Genomic DNA, 17,609 nt, shown 5'->3' on the forward strand with positions numbered 1-17,609 from the left:
CTAAATGTCCTGTTAGTTTAGTCTTCCATTTTCGGCTGTGGCGCGTCATCAGGAAGTTTGACATGAACCTGAATGATACGGCGGCTATCCGCCATTGCCACTTTGAATTGGTAACCGTCGATGTCGATGGTCTCGCCGCGTGCCGGCAGATGACCAAACGCCTGCATCACCAGCCCGCCGATCGTATCGACTTCTTCATCGCTGAAGTGGGTGCTGAAGGCTTCGTTGAAATCTTCGATAGAAGCCAACGCGCGCACCGTCCAGGTGTGGCGGCTGAGCTGACGGAAGTCGATATCATCTTCTTCGTCGTACTCATCTTCAATTTCACCGACGATCAATTCCAGAATATCTTCGATGGTGACGAGGCCGGAAACGCCGCCAAACTCATCGATAACAATCGCCATGTGATAGCGCTGTGAGCGGAACTCTTTGAGCATCCGGTCAACCCGTTTACTCTCAGGCACGACAACCGCCTGGCGTAACACTTTGTCCATGCTGAAGGCTTCGGCATCGCTGCGCATAAACGGCAGCAAGTCTTTAGCCATCAAAATCCCTTCGATGTGATCTTTGTCTTCGCTGATCACCGGGAAACGGGAGTGCGCAGATTCGATGATGACGTCGAGACATTCATCAAGGGTCTGGTTACGTTTCAGGGTAATCATCTGGGAACGCGGGATCATGATATCGCGAACGCGCTGGTCGGCGATGTCCATTACCCCTTCGAGCATATCGCGCGTATCTTCGTCGATAAGGTCGTTCTGCCCGGAATCACGGATCAGCTCCAGCAGTTCATCGCGGTTTTTCGGTTCACCGTGGAAAAGCTGGCTGAGTAAGAGGGAGAAAAATCCCTTTTTGCTGCTTACTGTGTCACTACTGTGTGAATTGTCGTCGCTCATGGCGTCGTTTGGGTTCTCATGGTTAGTTAATCAGGGCCGTCACGCGCAAACTCAGCGTTAGACGGCAATAAAACACTGTCGGGCCGAAGCCCGGCAGTTACTCTTTCTCGGCAATGTACGGATCCTCATAGCCCAGAGCAAGCATTATCTCCGTTTCGATGCCTTCCATCTCTTCGGCTTCTTCATCTTCGATATGGTCGTAGCCCAGCAGATGCAGGCTGCCGTGCACCACCATGTGCGCCCAGTGGGAATCGAGCGACACGTTCTGTTCTTTTGCTTCGCGTTCAACCACCTGACGGCAGATGATGAGATCGCCCAGCAGCGGCATTTCCATTCCCGGCGGTGCTTCAAACGGGAAAGAGAGCACGTTGGTCGGCTTGTCCATCCCGCGATAGGTCAGGTTGAGCTCATGGCTTTCGGCGGTATCCACCAGGCGAATCGTCACTTCTGATTCTTCCTGAAATTGCGGGATAACGGCATCCAGCCATGTCTGAAATTGACTTTCGTCGGGCAGACCGGTGTTGTCTTCACAGGCCAACTGGAGATCGAGGATCACCTGACTCATTTCTGCTCCTGTTCCTGAGCTTCGCGTTTTCTTTCCGCCGCCAGCTCAGCTTTACGTTTTTGTTCTGCTTCTTCCCAGGCTTCATAGGCGTTAACGATGCGCGCCACCACAGGGTGACGGACCACGTCTTCGCTGTGGAAGAAGTTAAAGCTAATTTCATCGACGTTCGCCAGTACTTCAACCGCGTGGCGCAGGCCAGATTTGGTATTACGCGGCAGGTCAATCTGGGTGACGTCGCCGGTGATCACCGCTTTCGAGTTAAAGCCGATGCGGGTCAGGAACATCTTCATCTGTTCGATGGTGGTGTTCTGGCTCTCATCGAGAATGATAAAGGCGTCGTTGAGCGTGCGCCCGCGCATGTAGGCCAGCGGAGCCACTTCAATCACATTGCGCTCAATCAGTTTTTCCACTTTTTCGAAGCCGAGCATCTCGAACAGCGCGTCGTACAGTGGGCGCAAGTACGGGTCAACTTTCTGGCTTAAATCCCCCGGCAGGAAGCCGAGTTTTTCACCGGCTTCTACCGCCGGACGAGTGAGCAGAATACGGCGAATATCCTGACGTTCCAGCGCATCGACTGCCGCCGCGACCGCCAGATAGGTTTTACCCGTACCCGCCGGGCCCACACCGAAGGTGATGTCGTGGTCAAGAATATTGGCGATGTACTGCGCCTGGTTCGGCGTACGCGGTTTAATCACGCCGCGCTTGGTTTTGATATTGATCGCTTTGCCATATTCCGGCACGCTTTCGGCGCTCTGTTCCAGCACGCGCGCTTCTTTAATCGCGAGGTGGATTTGCTCGGGTTCAATATCCTGAATCTGACCGCGCATCGGGGCGGTATCGACATACAGGCTGCGCAGAATATCTGCCGCAGCGGTGACGCAAATCGCGCGTCCGGTGAGTTTGAAATGGTTGTCGCGGCGGTTGATTTCGATGCCCAGTCGCCGCTCAAGCTGTTTGATGTTGTCATCAAACGGGCCGCAAAGGCTCAGCAGGCGGGCGTTGTCTGCTGGTTCCAGCGTAATTTCGCGAGTGTCTATGTTCAAACTGTTCCTCTTTCATGTTTGCCGGAAGGCGATACGCGTATCCGGCCTACGATTAGGCTCATCCCGAAAATCGGGTCATCATTGATGAAATTATTCACGCCAGCGAATAAAGGCGCAAGCATTGCAGTGGATATTTGGGTGAAAGGCTGAGAAAACAAGGCCTGCCGGAGCGGCAGGCCGAAAGGTTTACGGCTGGTAGACACCGACGCCCAGGTCATTCTCTTTACGGGTACGAGAGATGACGGACTCTGGCGATTCGACCACGCGCAGCCCCATTTCATCTTCCGTACGCACCAGTTTGCCGCGCAGTGAGTTGGTGTAGACATCCACAATCTCAACATCGACAAACTTACCGACCATATCCGGAGTGCCTTCAAAGTTCACCACGCGGTTATTTTCTGTGCGCCCGGTCAGTTCCATCACGCTCTTGCGCGACAGGCCTTCAACCAGAATACGCTGGGTGGTGCCCAGCATACGGCGGCTCCACGCCATGGCCTGCTGATTGATACGCTCCTGCAAAATGTACAGACGCTGTTTTTTCTCTTCATCCGGCACGTCATCAACCATATCGGCGGCTGGCGTACCTGGGCGGGCAGAGAAAATAAAGCTGTAGCTGACGTCGAAATTCACTTCGCCAATCAGCTTCATGGTTTGCTCGAAGTCCTGTGTCGTTTCACCGGGGAAGCCGACGATAAAGTCAGAGCTAATCTGAATATCCGGACGCGCAGCGCGCAGCTTGCGGATAATCGATTTGTACTCCAGCACGGTGTGCGTGCGGCCCATCAGGTTCAGTACGCGGTCGGAACCACACTGAACCGGCAGATGCAGGAAGCTCACCAGTTCCGGCGTATCGCGATACACATCGATAATATCGTCGGTAAATTCGATGGGGTGGCTGGTGGTGAAACGCAGGCGGTCGATGCCGTCGATAGCCGCGACCAGGCGCAGCAGTTCGGAGAATGAACCCGTCGTACCGTCATAGTTCTCACCACGCCAGGCGTTGACGTTTTGGCCGAGCAGGTGAATTTCACGCACGCCCTGGGCCGCCAGTTGCGCCACTTCAAACAGAATATCGTCGCACGGACGGCTTACTTCTTCACCACGGGTATACGGCACCACGCAGTAAGTACAATATTTGTTGCAGCCTTCCATGATGGAGACGAAGGCGGTCGGGCCTTCTGCACGCGGTTCCGGCAGACGGTCAAACTTCTCAATTTCCGGGAAGCTGACGTCGATGACCGGGCGGCGGTTGCCACGCACGGTATCAATCATCTCAGGCAGGCGGTGTAAGGTCTGCGGGCCAAAAATAATATCGACGTAATGCGCCCGCTGGCGGATCAGTTTCCCCTCCTGAGAGGCAACACAGCCGCCCACACCAATAATCAGCTTCGGATTTTTTTCCTTTAATAATTTCCAGCGGCCTAATTGGTGGAAGACTTTTTCCTGTGCCTTCTCGCGGATTGAGCAGGTATTCAACAGCAGCACATCCGCTTCTTCAGCCACATCAGTGAGTTGATACCCGTGAGTGGCATCCAGCAGATCGGCCATCCTGGATGAATCATACTCATTCATCTGACAGCCCCAGGTTTTAATATGGAGTTTTTTTGTCATCGACTTGCTCTTGCTCAAATGTTTAAACCCCGAAAATGGCGGGGAAATAGCCAGGAATGCAGGGCGCGTATTGTAATGCTTTGACGCGGTTGTGACCAGTATGACCTCAAGCGGCGCAAAATCCGGTAAACTTAAGGCATTAACGGTTAAGGATAATTGACTATGACAATTCAGCAAACAGACATCGTCGTGGTAGGCGGGGGGATGGTCGGCGGCGCGCTGGCGTTGGGGTTGGCGCGGGAAGGGTTCTCCGTCACCGTGCTGGAGAAATCAGCGCCTGTTGCGTTTGATCCGGCATCGCCGCCTGATGTGCGTATCTCGGCTATCAGCGCCGCGTCCGTATCGCTCCTGCGCGGGCTTGACGTCTGGGATGCGATTCAGGCGATGCGCGTGCATGCCTGGCGTCGCCTCGAAACCTGGGAGTGGCAAAACGCGCACGTGGTATTTGATGCCGCTGAGCTGAAGCTGCCGCAGTTGGGTTACATGGTGGAGAACAACGTCTTGCAGCTGGCGCTGTGGCAGGCGCTTGAGGCACATCCGCAGGTCACGCTGAAAACCGGTCAAACCCTCAGCGCCATGACGATGGACGCTGGGCGCCGGATGGTGACGCTGGCTGAAGGCGAAACGTTGTCCGCGCGTCTGGTGATTGGCGCGGATGGCGCATTTTCTCAGGTACGTCAGATGGCTGGCATTGGCACACATGGCTGGCAGTATCCGCAATCCTGCATGCTGATCACCGTGCAGTGTGAAAACGATCCGGGCGACAGTACCTGGCAGCAGTTTTCACCTACCGGGCCGCGCGCGTTTTTACCGCTCTTTGAACACTGGGCATCGCTGGTGTGGTACGACACGCCCGCCCGGATTCGCCAGCTACAGGCGCTCACCATGACGCAGCTGCAACAGGAAATTCATACTCATTTTCCGCAGCGTTTAGGACACGTCACGCCGGTTGCTGCCGGTTCGTTCCCGCTAACGCGTCGTCATGCCTTACAGTATGTCCAGCCGGGGCTGGCGCTGGTGGGCGATGCGGCGCATACCATTCATCCGCTGGCGGGGCAGGGCGTGAATCTGGGGTATCGTGATGTGGATGCGTTAATTGACGTGCTGGCGAATGCGCGCGGTTATGCCGAAGATTGGGCCAGTGAAACGGTGCTGAAGCGCTATCAGGCGCGCCGTCGCGCGGATAACCTGCTGATGCAGTCCGGGATGGATCTCTTCTATGCTGGCTTTAGTAACGATCTCAGCCCGCTGAAAGTGGTGCGTAATATCGGCCTCATGGCCGCCCAACGCGCAGGCGTGTTAAAACGTCAGGCGCTGAAGTATGCGTTAGGACTGTAGTTTTTCGTGGGCCGGATAAGCGTAGCGCATCCGGCACTTCCTCTGAACGACAAAAACAAAAAAGCCCGCCGAAGCGAGCTTTTTTGTTTTATATGGCTGGGGTACGAGGATTCGAACCTCGGAATGCTGGTATCAGAAACCAGTGCCTTACCGCTTGGCGATACCCCAACAGGGTGCGCTCACAAGGTGAACGTCTTTTTAAAATGGCTGGGGTACGAGGATTCGAACCTCGGAATGCTGGTATCAGAAACCAGAGCCTTACCGCTTGGCGATACCCCAACAATTCTTGCTAGTTTACCGAAATAATCGATAAATTCCTAATTTGGTGGCTACGACGGGATTCGAACCTGTGACCCCATCATTATGAGTGATGTGCTCTAACCAACTGAGCTACGTAGCCAATTTACTGCTTTCTTCGATGGCTGGGGTACCTGGATTCGAACCAGGGAATGCCGGTATCAAAAACCGGTGCCTTACCGCTTGGCGATACCCCAATACCGTCGCGGTTATCCGCAAATATCGAAGAAATATGGCTGGGGTACCTGGATTCGAACCAGGGAATGCCGGTATCAAAAACCGGTGCCTTACCGCTTGGCGATACCCCATCCGTGCAACGCATATTGGTGAATGGTGCGGGAGACGAGACTTGAACTCGTACACCTTGCGGCGCCAGAACCTAAATCTGGTGCGTCTACCAATTTCGCCACTCCCGCAAAAAAGATGGTGGCTACGACGGGATTCGAACCTGTGACCCCATCATTATGAGTGATGTGCTCTAACCAACTGAGCTACGTAGCCATCTTTTTTTCGCGTTACCTTATCGGCGTTGCGGGGCGCATTATGCGTATTGAGCCTTGTAGCGTCAACCTCTTTTTCAAGGAAAATTGCCGGAATGTGACTGTTTGGTTAGGTTGCGAACAGCGTGATGGAATATTCGGCAAAAATTGGTTACTTCGTGTTTTTATGCACGGCATGAAGCTGTTATTTCAGCGTAAAGGATGAAATTCGGATTCCATCAATAGTGTTGAGAAATTGCTCTGTGAAATACTGATAACGCCAAATTTGTCAGGGCAGGAAGCGTTGCGCCTGCATGTTTGTCACGACCATAAGGGGATGCTCCCCATCGCTACATTATTGAGGGAATAGTATGTTGCGTTTGATTACCGCTTTTTTAGGTGTTTTTTTACTGATGCAGTCCGCGTTTGCCGATCAGGCTCGGCCGGAAACCAGCAAATATGTGCAGGCTTATCGCGGGCAGGAAGGTGCCGTTGTCTGGCTGATGCGCATCGGGCCACGCGAAGCGAATGAAGCGTTAGTGCAGGTTTCGCATGTCGATAACGACATTGACGGGCGTATTTTCCGCTGCAAAGTTCAAATTACGCGAGACGGCGAGAAAAGCTATACCGCTGAAATAAAAGGGAAACCGTTTGAACTGGCGCGCATTAAAGACGGCAACGGTAGCCTGTATCTTCCTGATGAGCAATCCAACTGGTGGATCAACTATAACGAGGAACTCTCTAACGGGTCGGGTGCTAACGCGGAACATTTCCTGACAGCGTACCTGGAACAGGATACGAAAAAACAGTAATAAAAAACCCCGGCTCGTGGGCCGGGGCATTTCACAACACGCTCTTATTTGTAGGCTGACTGGTGAACGCCCACCGCGCGACCAGACGGATCGTCCATGGTTTTGAACGCTTCATCCCACTCAATCGCTTTCGCGGAAGAGCACGCGACTGACGGGCCGCCCGGCACGCATTCCGCTGCGCTTGGCACCGGGAATAACTCTTCGAAGATTTCGCGGTACAGATAACCCTCTTTAGAGCTCGGCGTGTTGTACGGGAAGCGGAAGTGCGCGGTTTCCAGTTGCTGGTCGGTAACCTGTTTCGCCGCTACTTCTTTCAGTGTGTCAATCCAGCTGTAGCCTACGCCATCAGAGAACTGCTCTTTCTGGCGCCATGCGACGCTTGCCGGCAGGTAGGATTCAAAACATTCGCGCAGAACGTGTTTTTCCATTTTGCCGTTGCCGCACATTTTGTCCTGCGGGTTGATACGCATCGCCACATCGAGGAATTTTTTATCCAGGAACGGTACGCGAGCCTCCACGCCCCATGCTGACATCGCTTTGTTGGCACGCGCGCAGTCGTACATGTGCAGCGCCTGCAATTTACGTACAGTCTCTTCGTGCAGCTCTTTCGCGTTTGGCGCTTTATGGAAGTAAAGGTAGCCGCCAAACACTTCATCAGAACCTTCGCCAGAGAGCACCATTTTGATGCCCATCGCTTTGATTTTACGCGACATCAAATACATCGGCGTAGAGGCGCGAATTGTCGTCACATCATAGGTTTCGATGTGATAGATAACATCCCGAATGGCATCCAGACCTTCCTGCACGGTGAAGTGAATTTCATGGTGCACGGTGCCGAGGTGGTTTGCCACTTCCTGCGCGGCTTTCAGGTCAGGCGACCCTTCCAGACCAACGGCGAAGGAGTGCAGCTGCGGCCACCAGGCTTCGGAGCGTTCCCCATCTTCCACGCGACGTGCGGCGAATTTTTTGGTGATGGCGGAAATCACGGAGGAATCCAGACCACCGGAGAGCAGGACGCCGTAAGGCACGTCAGACATCAGGTGGCTTTTCACGGACTCTTCCAGCGCCTGACGCAGTTCGTTTTTATCGGTAACGTTGTCTTTCACCGCATCATAGTCAAACCAGTCACGCTGATAGTACTGACGAATTTCGCCATCTTTGCTCCACAGGTAGCTGCCTGCCGGGAACTCTTTGATGGTGCGGCAAACCGGCGTCAGCGCTTTCATTTCTGAAGCAACATAGAAGTTACCGAATTCGTCGTAACCCATATACAGCGGGATAATGCCGATGTGGTCGCGGCCAATCAGGTAGGCGTCTTTTTCGCTGTCGTAGAGGGCGAAAGCAAACATCCCCTGCAAATCGTCGAGGAATTCCGGGCCTTTTTCCTGATACAGCGCGAGGATCACTTCGCAGTCAGAACCGGTCTGGAACTGGTAGCGGTCAGCGTATTCCGCGCGCAGTGCCTGATGGTTGTAGATTTCACCGTTCACGGCCAGCGCATGCGTTTTCTTTTCGTTATACAGCGGCTGCGCACCGGCATTGACGTCAACAATCGACAGACGTTCGTGCGCCAGAATGGCTTTGTCGCACGCATAAATACCGGACCAGTCCGGGCCGCGATGGCGCATCAGGCGGGAGAGCTCAAGCGCTTTTTTACGCAGCTCGCCCGCGTCAGTTTTAATATCCAGTACACCAAAAATCGAACACATAGACTTCTCCGTTAACCCTGTAATGTCGTGAAATTGTTGTGGCTATGGGATAAAAAATGCCGCAAAGCGGGAGAGGGCGCAAGCGTTTTAGGGGCTGAAAAAGAAATAGTGCAACAGGAGTTGCCGGATGCTGAAAAATGGACAGGTTTTGAACTGAGGAATTAGCGAATCATCAATAATTTGACGTTTTCATTGAAGAATCGATGTTTGCGGAGGTTGCCGGATAAGCGAATGGTTATCCGGCAACGTAAATCTTAAATCACATCGATTTCCGCGACTGACGGATAAATCCACGATGGGCGGAACGGCATACTGTCGATATCGTCCAGCGTCGAGACGCCAGAGAGCACCAGGATGGTTTCCAGCCCGGCCTGGAAGCCCGCCAGAATATCGGTACGCAGGTTATCGCCAACGATCACCGTCTGCTCGGAGTGCGCCTGCATTTTGTTCAGCGCGGCGCGAATAATCCACGGGCTTGGCTTGCCCACGTAGAACGGCTTGCGCCCGGAAATTTTTTCGATACCCGCGCACAGTGCGCCGCAGGCCGGGTAAAAACCGCGACCGTGGGTGTCCGGGTTGGTGGCAATAAAGCGTGCGCCGTTGGCGACGAAGAAGGCCGCTTTATGCATCATCTCCCAGTTATAGGAGCGGGTTTCACCCACGATCACGAAATCCGGGTTCACATCGGTGATGGTAAAACCGGCTTTGTAGAGTTCGTGGATCAGCGCGCCTTCCCCGACAACGTAGGCTTTTTTTCCTTCCTGACGACGCAGGAAATCCGCGGTTGCCATCGCCGAGGTGTAAAACACGCTGTCCGGCACGTCAACGCCTGCGGTGGCAAAACGGTTCGCCAGGTCTTGCCCGGTTTGGGAAGGGTAGTTGGTCAACAGTACCAGCGGCAGGCCTTTCTCCAGAATTCGAGTTAGAAATTCTGCGGCACCCGGTACGGCCACGTTATCGTGCATCAGCACGCCGTCGATATCACAAATTACATTCTGAATGGTCATGGACTACCTGACATGGTCTGAAAGAGGCGTAATTATACACGGAATTACGCAGGCTGCCTTGCGAGAGGCCGCCTCGCGCAAGAGGATTAACCTTCCAGCAAATGCTGCAACAGAATACCGTTGAGCATCGCACGTTTGACCAGCGCAAACGCGCCAATCGCGGAGCGGTGATCGAGCGTAGAGCGCACCACCGGCAGATTTTTGCGAAACGCTTTCAGCGCCTGGGTGTTAATGCAGCCTTCGATGGCGGGCAGCAAAATACGTTCCGCCTCGGTAATTTCACCGGCAATGACGATTTTCTGCGGGTTGAACAGGTTGATAGCAATGGCGATGGTTTTACCCAAATGGCGTCCTACGTGCTCAACCACTTCTGTCGCCAGCGCATCGCCTTTATTAGCGGCTTTGCAGATAGTTTTGATATTGCAATCATCAAGCGTCATGCGGCTCTGATAGCCTTGTTCCAGCAGGTGACGCACGCGGTGTTCAATCGCGGCGTTGGCGGCAACGGTTTCCAGACAGCCGAAGTTACCGCAGTGGCAGCGCTCGCCGAGCGGGTCGACCTGAATATGACCAATTTCACCGACGTTACCGTTACGGCCAATGAAAATCCGCCCGTTAGAGATAATCCCTGCGCCGGTGCCGCGATGTACGCGCACCAGAATGGAGTCTTCACAGTCCTGGCTTGCACCGAAATAGTGCTCCGCCAGCGCGAGGCTGCGGATATCGTGGCCGACAAAACAGGTGACGTTAAAGCGTTTTTCCAGTGCGCCAACCAGCCCCCAGTTTTCCACCGCAATGTGCGGCATATAGCGGATCACGCCGCTTTCCGGGTCAACCAGGCCGGGCAAAATCACGGAAATAGCGATCAGCTCGCGAATTTTTCGCTGGCAGGTTTCTATAAAGGTGGCGATGGTATTGAGCAGCGCGTGTTCCAGCGTTTCCTGGGTGCGTTCAGGCAGCGGATAGTGCTCTTCGGCCACCGCTTTGCTGCTGAGATCGTAAAGGGTGAGCGTCGCATCGTGACGGCCCAGGCGCACGCCGATGGTGTGGAAATTGCGGGTTTCGGTGACGATAGAGATAGCGCGGCGGCCCCCGGTGGAGGCCTGTTGATCGACTTCTTTAATCAATCCGCGCTCAATAAGCTGACGCGTAATTTTGGTTACGCTGGCAGGAGCAAGCTGGCTCTGTTCGGCGATTTGAATGCGCGAGATTGGCCCATGCTGGTCAATCAGGCGGTAAACGGCCGCACTGTTAAGCTGTTTTACGAGGTCAACATTACCAATTTGAGCTTGTCCGCCTGATGTCATACTTTCGCTTACTCAGTTAACGACCTCGTCACCATTAACGATGGTCTTGGTGATTTTATAATCGCGCGTGAACGCGGTCAGGTTTGCGGTCATGCCCGGGGCAATCTGGCCCAGATGGCTATCGACGCCAATTGCGCGAGCCGGGTAGAGCGTGGCCATGCGCAGCACTTCGTCGAGCGCAATACCGCAGTGCTCAACCAGATTGCGAACCCCTTCAATCATGGTTAAAGAGGAGCCGCTCAGCGTACCGTTTTCATCTACGCACAAACCGTTACGGTAGTATATTGTTTTACCAGCAAAAATGAACTGATCAATGTTTGCACCTGCCGGCGCGGTGGCGTCCGTAACCAGACACAGTTTCTCACCTTTCAGGTGTTTGGCGTTACGGATGTTGGCGTAGTTGACGTGCAGGCCATCAGCGATGATCCCGCAGTAGACGTCGGCATTGTCAAAAATGGCGCCCGCCAGACCCGGTTCGCGGCCACTGATGTACGGCATCGCGTTATAAAGGTGGGTGGCAAACGTAATGCCTGCGCGGAAGCCGGTTTTGGCTTCTTCCAGCGTCGCATTGGAGTGACCGGCAGAAATCACGATCCCCGCGGCAACCAGTTTACGGATAACTTCAGGCTCTACCATTTCCGGGGCCAGGGTGATTTTAGTAATCACGTCCGCGTTCTCACACAGGAAGTCGACCAGCGAGGCTTCGGGTTTGCGGATATAGGCCGGGTTATGGGTGCCTTTCTTAATGATGTTCAGCCACGGCCCTTCCAGATGAAGGCCCAGCGCCTGATTCGGATGTTTGGCCAGGTACTCGCGCATCACGCGCACGCCCTGTTTCATGAGATCGTCGCTACAGGTAATCAGCGTTGGCAGGTAGCTGGTACAGCCCGATTTTTCGTTGGCTTTCTGCATGATTTCCAGCGTTTCAACGCTCACGGCTTCTGCCGTATCGTTGAACTGCACGCCGCCGCAGCCATTCAGCTGAACGTCGATAAAACCAGGGGCAATAATGGCGCCGTTGACTGAACGTTGTTCAATATCTGACGGTAATTCTGCCAGCGGGCAGAGACGTTCGATAAGGCCATTGGCGATAATAATCGCGTGGTCATCCAGAATTTCGCGGCCAGTGTAAATCCGACCATGAGTTAATGCATACATTACGACCCCCGGGTTTCTAAAAAGCGCCCTGCACATGCCGCAGGGCGATAATACATTACAGACCTTTGATGTTTTCCGCTTCCAGTTCGTTGAAATATTTCAACGTTTTCACTTTCAGCTCCATCGTGGACGGCTCATCGCACACCATAACGGCTTTCGGATGCAGCTGCAGGCAGCTGATGGTCCACATGTGGTTGACGTTGCCTTCTACAGCAGCCTGCAGCGCCTGTGCTTTCTGGTTGCCCAGCACCAGAATCATCACTTCTTCTGCGTCCAGCAGGGTGCCCACGCCAACGGTCAGCGCGTATTTTGGAACCAGAGAGACGTCGCCGTCAAAGAAACGGGAGTTTGCCACGCGGGTGTCGTGTGTCAGGGTTTTGATACGGGTACGGGAAGCCAGAGAAGAAGCCGGTTCGTTGAACGCGATGTGACCATCGTTACCTACGCCACCCATAAACAGGTGGATTTTGCCGTAAGAACGAATTTTTTCTTCATAACGACGGCATTCTGCGTCAATATCTGCGGCGTTACCATTCAGTAAATTAATGTTTTCAGCCGGAATATCAACGTGGTCGAAGAAATTACGGTGCATGAAGCTGTGATAGCTTTCCGGGTGCTCTTTCGGCAGGCCCACGTATTCGTCCATGTTGAACGTCACAACGTGCTTGAAGCTAACCTGGCCCGCTTTATGCATTTCTACCAGTGCTTTATAGGCAGTCAGCGGTGTGCCGCCAGTCGGCAGACCCAGCACGAACGGACGATCGGCGGTTGGGTTGAACGCGTTGATGCGGTTAACGATATGACGCGCGGCCCATTTGCCCACTTGTTCTGCTGTAGCCAGGGGAATCAGTCTCATTGTTCACCTCTATAGTTAATTTAAAAAGGTCGTGGATTGACGAATGCTTATCATAAAGCGTAACGCACTTTCGCGGTAACAAGGGGTCAATCCGCTTTGATTTTTTGAATGATAAAATAAGTTTTGCGAGTTAGCCAGCAAAAGGGAGAGAGTATAGCGATATTTGGTGACAAAAATCACAAAAAATGGGTGTTTAATTTGCGATACGAATTAATTTTTCACACACTCCACATGTCAATGAATAATTCGTCGTACTTATCAGTTGTAACACTATAAAAAAACAGCAAAGCGTGAGCCTAACAGGGTCTCATAGGGGGAATAAAGTGAGTATTCTAGGTTATTTACAGAAGGTCGGTCGCGCACTGATGGTGCCGGTCGCCACGCTGCCTGCAGCGGCAATTTTGATGGGGGTTGGTTACTGGATCGACCCTGTTGGCTGGGGTGGCGATAATGCCCTTGCCGCGTTCTTCATTAAGTCTGGCTCGGCCATTATTGATAACATGTCCGTCCTGTTTGCCATTGGTGTGGCTTATGGGATGTCAAAAGATAAAGACGGTGCTGCGGCGCTGACCGGCTTTGTGGGCTTCCTCGTGTTGACCACGCTGTGTTCTCCGGCGGCGGTAGCGATGATCCAGAAGATCCCGGCGGACCAGGTTCCGGCGGCGTTCGGTAAGATCAGCAACCAGTTCGTGGGTATTCTGGTCGGTATTATCTCTGCGGAACTCTACAACCGCTTCAGCAGCGTTGAGCTGCCGAAGGCGCTGTCGTTCTTCAGCGGTCGCCGTCTGGTGCCGATTCTGACCTCGTTTGTGATGATCGTGGTCGCTTTTATTCTGATGTACATCTGGCCGGTAATTTTCGACGGTCTGGTGAACTTCGGTGAGCACATCCAGAAACTGGGCTCCGTTGGCGCGGGCGTTTACGCCTTCTTCAACCGCCTGCTGATTCCGGTTGGCCTGCACCACGCGCTGAACTCCGTGTTCTGGTTCGACGTGGCGGGCATTAACGACATTCCTAACTTCCTCGGTGGCGCACAGTCTATCGAAGCGGGTAAAGCGGTTGTCGGTATCACCGGTCGTTATCAGGCGGGCTTCTTCCCAATCATGATGTTCGGCCTGCCGGGTGCAGCGCTGGCTATCTATCACTGCGCGCGTCCTGAGAACAAAGCGAAAGTGCTGGGTATCATGATGGCGGGTGCTTTCGCGGCATTCTTCACCGGGATCACCGAGCCGCTGGAATTCTCCTTCATGTTCGTGGCGCCGGTACTGTACGTGATCCACGCCTTCCTGACCGGTATCTCCGTATTTATCGCGGCCAGCATGCAGTGGATTGCCGGTTTCGGCTTCAGCGCCGGGCTGGTGGATATGGTGCTCTCCTCGCGTAACCCGCTGGCGACACACTGGTGGATGCTAATCCCGCAGGGCCTGGTGTTCTTCGTTATCTACTACGTGGTGTTCCGTTTCACCATCACCAAATTCAACCTGATGACCCCGGGTCGCGAGCTGGCGGTTGCCGGTAGCGAAGCGGATGGTCAGGACACGAATGTAGGTAGCGATAAAGAGCAGGATGTTTCCGGCCTGGCGCGCCAGTACATCGCCGCGATTGGTGGTTCTGACAACCTGACCGGCATTGATGCCTGTATCACCCGTCTGCGTCTGAACGTGAAAGACTCTTCTCTGGTGAACGACGCCATGGCGAAACGTCTGGGCGCATCCGGCGTGATTCGCCTGAACAAAACCAGCGTGCAGATTATCGTTGGCTTCGTGGCAGAGAAAATCGCCAACGCGATGAAAACCACAGGCCCGGTTGCGGCGGCTGAAGCCACTGCGGCACCGGCAGCAGCGCCTGCGGCTAAACCGCAAGCTGTGCCGAATAACAGCACGGTGATTGCCGAGCTGGTTTCCCCGGTAACCGGTGAAGTGGTGGCGCTGGAAGAGGTGCCAGACGAAGCCTTTGCCAGCAAAGCGGTAGGCGACGGCGTAGCGGTTAAACCAACGGAAAAAACCGTGGTTTCCCCGGCTGCGGGCACCATCGTGAAAATCTTTAATACCAACCATGCGTTCTGCCTGGAAACCGAGAAAGGCGCGGAAATCGTTGTCCACATGGGTATCGATACCGTTGCGTTGAACGGCCAGGGCTTTACTCGCCTGGTGGAAGAGGGTGCCGAAGTGAAAGCAGGTCAGCCGGTTCTGGAAATGGATCTCGACTACCTGAACGCCAATGCACGTTCAATGATTAGCCCGGTGGTTTGCAGCAACATTGACGACTTCAGCGGCCTGGTGATTAAGGCGCAGGGTCATGTCGTTGCGGGGCAAACAGCGTTGTATGAAATTAAAGGTAAATAATCGCTCCTGAGTTCGCGATTGCCTTAAGCGGCGGGGGACTTTCCTCCGCCGCTTTTTTTTGCAGCAAATGATCCCCATATTCCTCTTCAAAGACGCATTTTCTGCAAGTTAAGGGTTGTCTCTGCGTCCGGCTTATAAGATCATACGCCGTTATACGTTATTTACGCTTTTGAGGAATCCACGATGAGTGAGGCTGAAGCCCGCCCGAGTAACTTTATTCGTCAGATCATCGATGAAGATCTGGCCAGTGGGAAGCACACCACAGTCCATACCCGTTTTCCGCCTGAGCCGAACGGTTATCTGCACATCGGCCATGCGAAATCGATCTGCCTGAACTTTGGCGTCGCGCAGGACTATCAGGGCCTGTGCAACCTGCGTTTTGATGACACTAACCCGGTAAAAGAAGATATCGAATACGTCGAGTCGATCAAACACGACGTCGAGTGGTTAGGTTTTCACTGGGCCGGTGATATTCACTACTCCTCAGACTATTTTGATCAACTGCATCAATATGCCGTTGAACTGATCAACAAAGGCCTGGCCTACGTTGACGAACTGTCGCCGGAAGAGATCCGCGAATACCGCGGCACCCTGACTGCGCCGGGTAAAAACAGCCCGTTCCGCGACCGCAGCGTCGAAGAAAACCTGGCGCTGTTCGAAAAAATGCGTACCGGCGGCTTCGAAGAAGGTAAAGCCTGCCTGCGCGCGAAAATCGACATGGCGTCGCCGTTCATCGTGATGCGCGATCCGGTGCTGTACCGTATTAAATTTGCCGAGCACCACCAGACCGGCAACAAGTGGTGCATCTACCCGATGTACGACTTCACCCACTGCATCAGCGATGCGCTGGAAGGCATTACGCACTCCCTGTGCACTCTGGAATTCCAGGACAACCGTCGCCTGTATGACTGGGTTCTCGACAACATCTCTATTCCGGTTCACCCGCGCCAGTACGAATTCTCGCGTCTGAATCTGGAATACACCGTGATGTCCAAGCGTAAGCTGAACCAGCTAGTGATGGAAAAACACGTTGAAGGCTGGGATGACCCGCGTATGCCGACCATTTCCGGTCTGCGTCGTCGTGGCTACACCGCCGCCGCTATCCGTGAGTTCTGCAAACGCATCGGCGTGACCAAGCAGGACAACACCATTGAGATGGCGTCGCTGGAATCCTGTATTCGCGAAGATCTCAACGAAAACGCTCCGCGCGCAATGGCGGTTATCGATCCGGTGAAACTGGTTATCGAAAACTACCAGGGCGAAGGCGAAATGGTCACCATGCCGAACCATCCGAACAAACCGGAAATGGGCAGCCGTGAAGTACCGTTTAGCGGTGAAATCTGGATCGATCGTGCTGACTTCCGCGAAGAAGCCAACAAGCAGTACAAGCGTCTGGTGATGGGTAAAGAAGTGCGTCTGCGTAATGCTTACGTGATTAAAGCAGAACGCGTAGAGAAAGATGCAGAAGGTAATATCACCACCATCTTCTGTACCTACGATGCCGATACCCTGAGCAAAGACCCGGCAGATGGCCGTAAAGTGAAAGGCGTTATTCACTGGGTGAGCGCGGCACACGCGCTGCCGGTTGAAATCCGCCTGTACGATCGTCTGTTCAGCGTGCCGAACCCAGGTGCGGCAGATGACTTCCTGTCGGTGATGAACCCGGATTCGCTGGTTATCAAGCAGGGCTTTGCTGAACCGTCTCTGAAAGCTGCTGTTGCCGGTAAAGCGTATCAGTTCGAGCGTGAAGGCTACTTCTGCCTCGACAGCCGCTACGCTACCGCAGAAAAACTGGTGTTCAACCGCACCGTTGGCCTGCGTGATACCTGGGCGAAAGCGGGCGAGTAATCTTCTGTTTGTGAAAAACGCCGCATTTGCGGCGTTTTTTTTATCTCTCATATTCGCGATGCGAATTAATCTTTTTAATGCAGGCATCACCCGTTTGCATCATTTCATCAAGATACATCCTTGCAACCTGCGCTATTAACCTTTTCCCCTGATGAGATAAGGCATTGCGCCGCTTAATGTTAATAAATCGCATTTGTTACAAGACGCAACGAAATATGTGCGCTTTGTCATAGTCCTGCATTTTGCTTGCGAAAAAGGATTGATAATTCGCGTCGCGAAAAATACTCTAATCCTGTAGCAAAAGGTGCTTTTCACCCGCTACTTTTTATCAGTTTTTT

At 53.6% G+C, this 17,609-nt stretch carries 13 protein-coding genes and 7 tRNA genes; 4 read left to right on the top strand and 16 right to left on the bottom strand.

The genetic code is table 11. From position 1 onward, the window contains the following. Positions 1-17: 17 nt before the first annotated feature. The 4 genes from corC to miaB form a co-directional block, all read right to left on the bottom strand. Positions 18-896 carry a CNNM family magnesium/cobalt transport protein CorC gene (gene corC / locus AC1MKH_RS06925; RefSeq protein WP_015965366.1) on the bottom strand — a complete coding sequence of 293 codons (879 nt, stop codon included), beginning with the start codon at positions 894-896 and terminating at the stop codon, positions 18-20. Between the two features lie 97 nt (positions 897-993). Further along, positions 994-1,461, bottom strand: a complete 468-nt coding sequence (ybeY, locus tag AC1MKH_RS06930) for an rRNA maturation RNase YbeY (protein ID WP_015965365.1) — start codon at positions 1,459-1,461, stop codon at positions 994-996. Continuing rightward, complete coding sequence (locus tag AC1MKH_RS06935) at positions 1,458-2,504, bottom strand: PhoH family protein (protein WP_231828186.1); 1,047 nt, start codon at positions 2,502-2,504, stop codon at positions 1,458-1,460. Before AC1MKH_RS06935 ends, ybeY begins: the two co-directional genes overlap by 4 nt. A gap of 186 nt (positions 2,505-2,690) precedes the next feature. Beyond that, positions 2,691-4,115 carry a tRNA (N6-isopentenyl adenosine(37)-C2)-methylthiotransferase MiaB gene (gene miaB / locus AC1MKH_RS06940; protein ID WP_231828185.1) on the bottom strand — a complete coding sequence of 475 codons (1,425 nt, stop codon included), beginning with the start codon at positions 4,113-4,115 and terminating at the stop codon, positions 2,691-2,693. Positions 4,116-4,277: 162 nt separating this feature from the next. Here miaB and ubiF point away from each other — a divergent pair, with 162 nt between their 5' ends. Then, entirely contained in the window at positions 4,278-5,453 is a 1,176-nt protein-coding gene (gene ubiF / locus AC1MKH_RS06945; RefSeq protein WP_276218406.1) for a 3-demethoxyubiquinol 3-hydroxylase, read from the top strand. Positions 5,454-5,546: 93 nt separating this feature from the next. On the opposite strand, the gene AC1MKH_RS06950 is transcribed toward ubiF, so the two are convergent. The 7 genes from AC1MKH_RS06950 to AC1MKH_RS06980 form a co-directional block, all read right to left on the bottom strand. Further along, positions 5,547-5,621 (bottom strand) — tRNA-Gln (locus AC1MKH_RS06950). A 36-nt stretch (positions 5,622-5,657) separates the two neighbouring features. Continuing rightward, positions 5,658-5,732 (bottom strand) — tRNA-Gln (locus AC1MKH_RS06955). A 44-nt stretch (positions 5,733-5,776) separates the two neighbouring features. Then, a tRNA-Met gene (locus AC1MKH_RS06960) sits at positions 5,777-5,853 on the bottom strand. 19 nt (positions 5,854-5,872) lie between these two features. Further along, positions 5,873-5,947 (bottom strand) — tRNA-Gln (locus tag AC1MKH_RS06965). A 36-nt stretch (positions 5,948-5,983) separates the two neighbouring features. Beyond that, a tRNA-Gln gene (locus tag AC1MKH_RS06970) sits at positions 5,984-6,058 on the bottom strand. 23 nt (positions 6,059-6,081) lie between these two features. Beyond that, positions 6,082-6,166 (bottom strand) — tRNA-Leu (locus tag AC1MKH_RS06975). An 8-nt stretch (positions 6,167-6,174) separates the two neighbouring features. Continuing rightward, positions 6,175-6,251, bottom strand: a tRNA-Met gene (locus AC1MKH_RS06980). Between the two features lie 349 nt (positions 6,252-6,600). Between AC1MKH_RS06980 and AC1MKH_RS06985 the strand changes: the two genes are divergently transcribed. Beyond that, positions 6,601-7,041 (top strand): hypothetical protein, encoded by a 441-nt coding sequence (locus AC1MKH_RS06985; RefSeq protein ID WP_276218404.1) that lies wholly within the window; start codon positions 6,601-6,603, stop codon positions 7,039-7,041. Between the two features lie 44 nt (positions 7,042-7,085). On the opposite strand, the gene asnB is transcribed toward AC1MKH_RS06985, so the two are convergent. The 5 genes from asnB to nagB all read right to left on the bottom strand — a co-directional run bounded on the left by asnB (position 7,086) and on the right by nagB (position 13,078). Further along, positions 7,086-8,750: an asparagine synthase B gene (gene asnB, locus AC1MKH_RS06990; RefSeq protein ID WP_113857513.1), complete on the bottom strand. Its 1,665-nt coding sequence runs from the start codon at positions 8,748-8,750 to the stop codon at positions 7,086-7,088. A gap of 254 nt (positions 8,751-9,004) precedes the next feature. Next, on the bottom strand, positions 9,005-9,757 hold the full coding sequence (gene nagD / locus AC1MKH_RS06995; protein WP_015965359.1) for a ribonucleotide monophosphatase NagD: 753 nt from the start codon (positions 9,755-9,757) through the stop codon (positions 9,005-9,007). 86 nt (positions 9,758-9,843) lie between these two features. Further along, entirely contained in the window at positions 9,844-11,064 is a 1,221-nt protein-coding gene (gene nagC, locus AC1MKH_RS07000) for a DNA-binding transcriptional regulator NagC (protein WP_276218401.1), read from the bottom strand. Between the two features lie 12 nt (positions 11,065-11,076). After that, the gene (gene nagA, locus AC1MKH_RS07005) at positions 11,077-12,222 is read right to left on the bottom strand and encodes an N-acetylglucosamine-6-phosphate deacetylase (RefSeq protein ID WP_015965357.1); all 1,146 of its coding nucleotides are present in this window, start codon (positions 12,220-12,222) and stop codon (positions 11,077-11,079) included. Between the two features lie 55 nt (positions 12,223-12,277). After that, positions 12,278-13,078, bottom strand: a complete 801-nt coding sequence (nagB, locus tag AC1MKH_RS07010; RefSeq protein WP_276218398.1) for a glucosamine-6-phosphate deaminase — start codon at positions 13,076-13,078, stop codon at positions 12,278-12,280. Positions 13,079-13,401: 323 nt separating this feature from the next. Here nagB and nagE point away from each other — a divergent pair, with 323 nt between their 5' ends. Together nagE and glnS are read left to right on the top strand one after the other, a co-directional pair. After that, a complete protein-coding gene (gene nagE / locus AC1MKH_RS07015; RefSeq protein WP_276218396.1) occupies positions 13,402-15,423 on the top strand; it encodes an N-acetylglucosamine-specific PTS transporter subunit IIBC in 2,022 nt (673 codons plus the stop codon). A 183-nt stretch (positions 15,424-15,606) separates the two neighbouring features. Next, a complete protein-coding gene (glnS, locus tag AC1MKH_RS07020) occupies positions 15,607-17,271 on the top strand; it encodes a glutamine--tRNA ligase (RefSeq protein WP_276218395.1) in 1,665 nt (554 codons plus the stop codon). The last annotated feature ends 338 nt before the right edge of the window (positions 17,272-17,609 follow it).

The sequence above is a fragment of the Pseudocitrobacter sp. CD920760 genome (assembly GCF_057782505.1).

Excerpts from the sequence above, each read along its gene's own strand:
- corC (WP_015965366.1), bottom strand. The coding sequence starts at position 896 with ATGAGCGACGACAATTCACACAGTAGTGACACAGTAAGCAGCAAAAAG.
- ybeY (WP_015965365.1), bottom strand. The coding sequence starts at position 1,461 with ATGAGTCAGGTGATCCTCGATCTCCAGTTGGCCTGTGAAGACAACACC.
- miaB (WP_231828185.1), bottom strand. The coding sequence starts at position 4,115 with ATGACAAAAAAACTCCATATTAAAACCTGGGGCTGTCAGATGAATGAG.
- ubiF (WP_276218406.1), top strand. The coding sequence starts at position 4,278 with ATGACAATTCAGCAAACAGACATCGTCGTGGTAGGCGGGGGGATGGTC.
- AC1MKH_RS06985 (WP_276218404.1), top strand. The coding sequence starts at position 6,601 with ATGTTGCGTTTGATTACCGCTTTTTTAGGTGTTTTTTTACTGATGCAG.
- asnB (WP_113857513.1), bottom strand. The coding sequence starts at position 8,750 with ATGTGTTCGATTTTTGGTGTACTGGATATTAAAACTGACGCGGGCGAG.
- nagD (WP_015965359.1), bottom strand. The coding sequence starts at position 9,757 with ATGACCATTCAGAATGTAATTTGTGATATCGACGGCGTGCTGATGCAC.
- nagC (WP_276218401.1), bottom strand. The coding sequence starts at position 11,064 with ATGACATCAGGCGGACAAGCTCAAATTGGTAATGTTGACCTCGTAAAA.
- nagA (WP_015965357.1), bottom strand. The coding sequence starts at position 12,222 with ATGTATGCATTAACTCATGGTCGGATTTACACTGGCCGCGAAATTCTG.
- nagB (WP_276218398.1), bottom strand. The coding sequence starts at position 13,078 with ATGAGACTGATTCCCCTGGCTACAGCAGAACAAGTGGGCAAATGGGCC.
- glnS (WP_276218395.1), top strand. The coding sequence starts at position 15,607 with ATGAGTGAGGCTGAAGCCCGCCCGAGTAACTTTATTCGTCAGATCATC.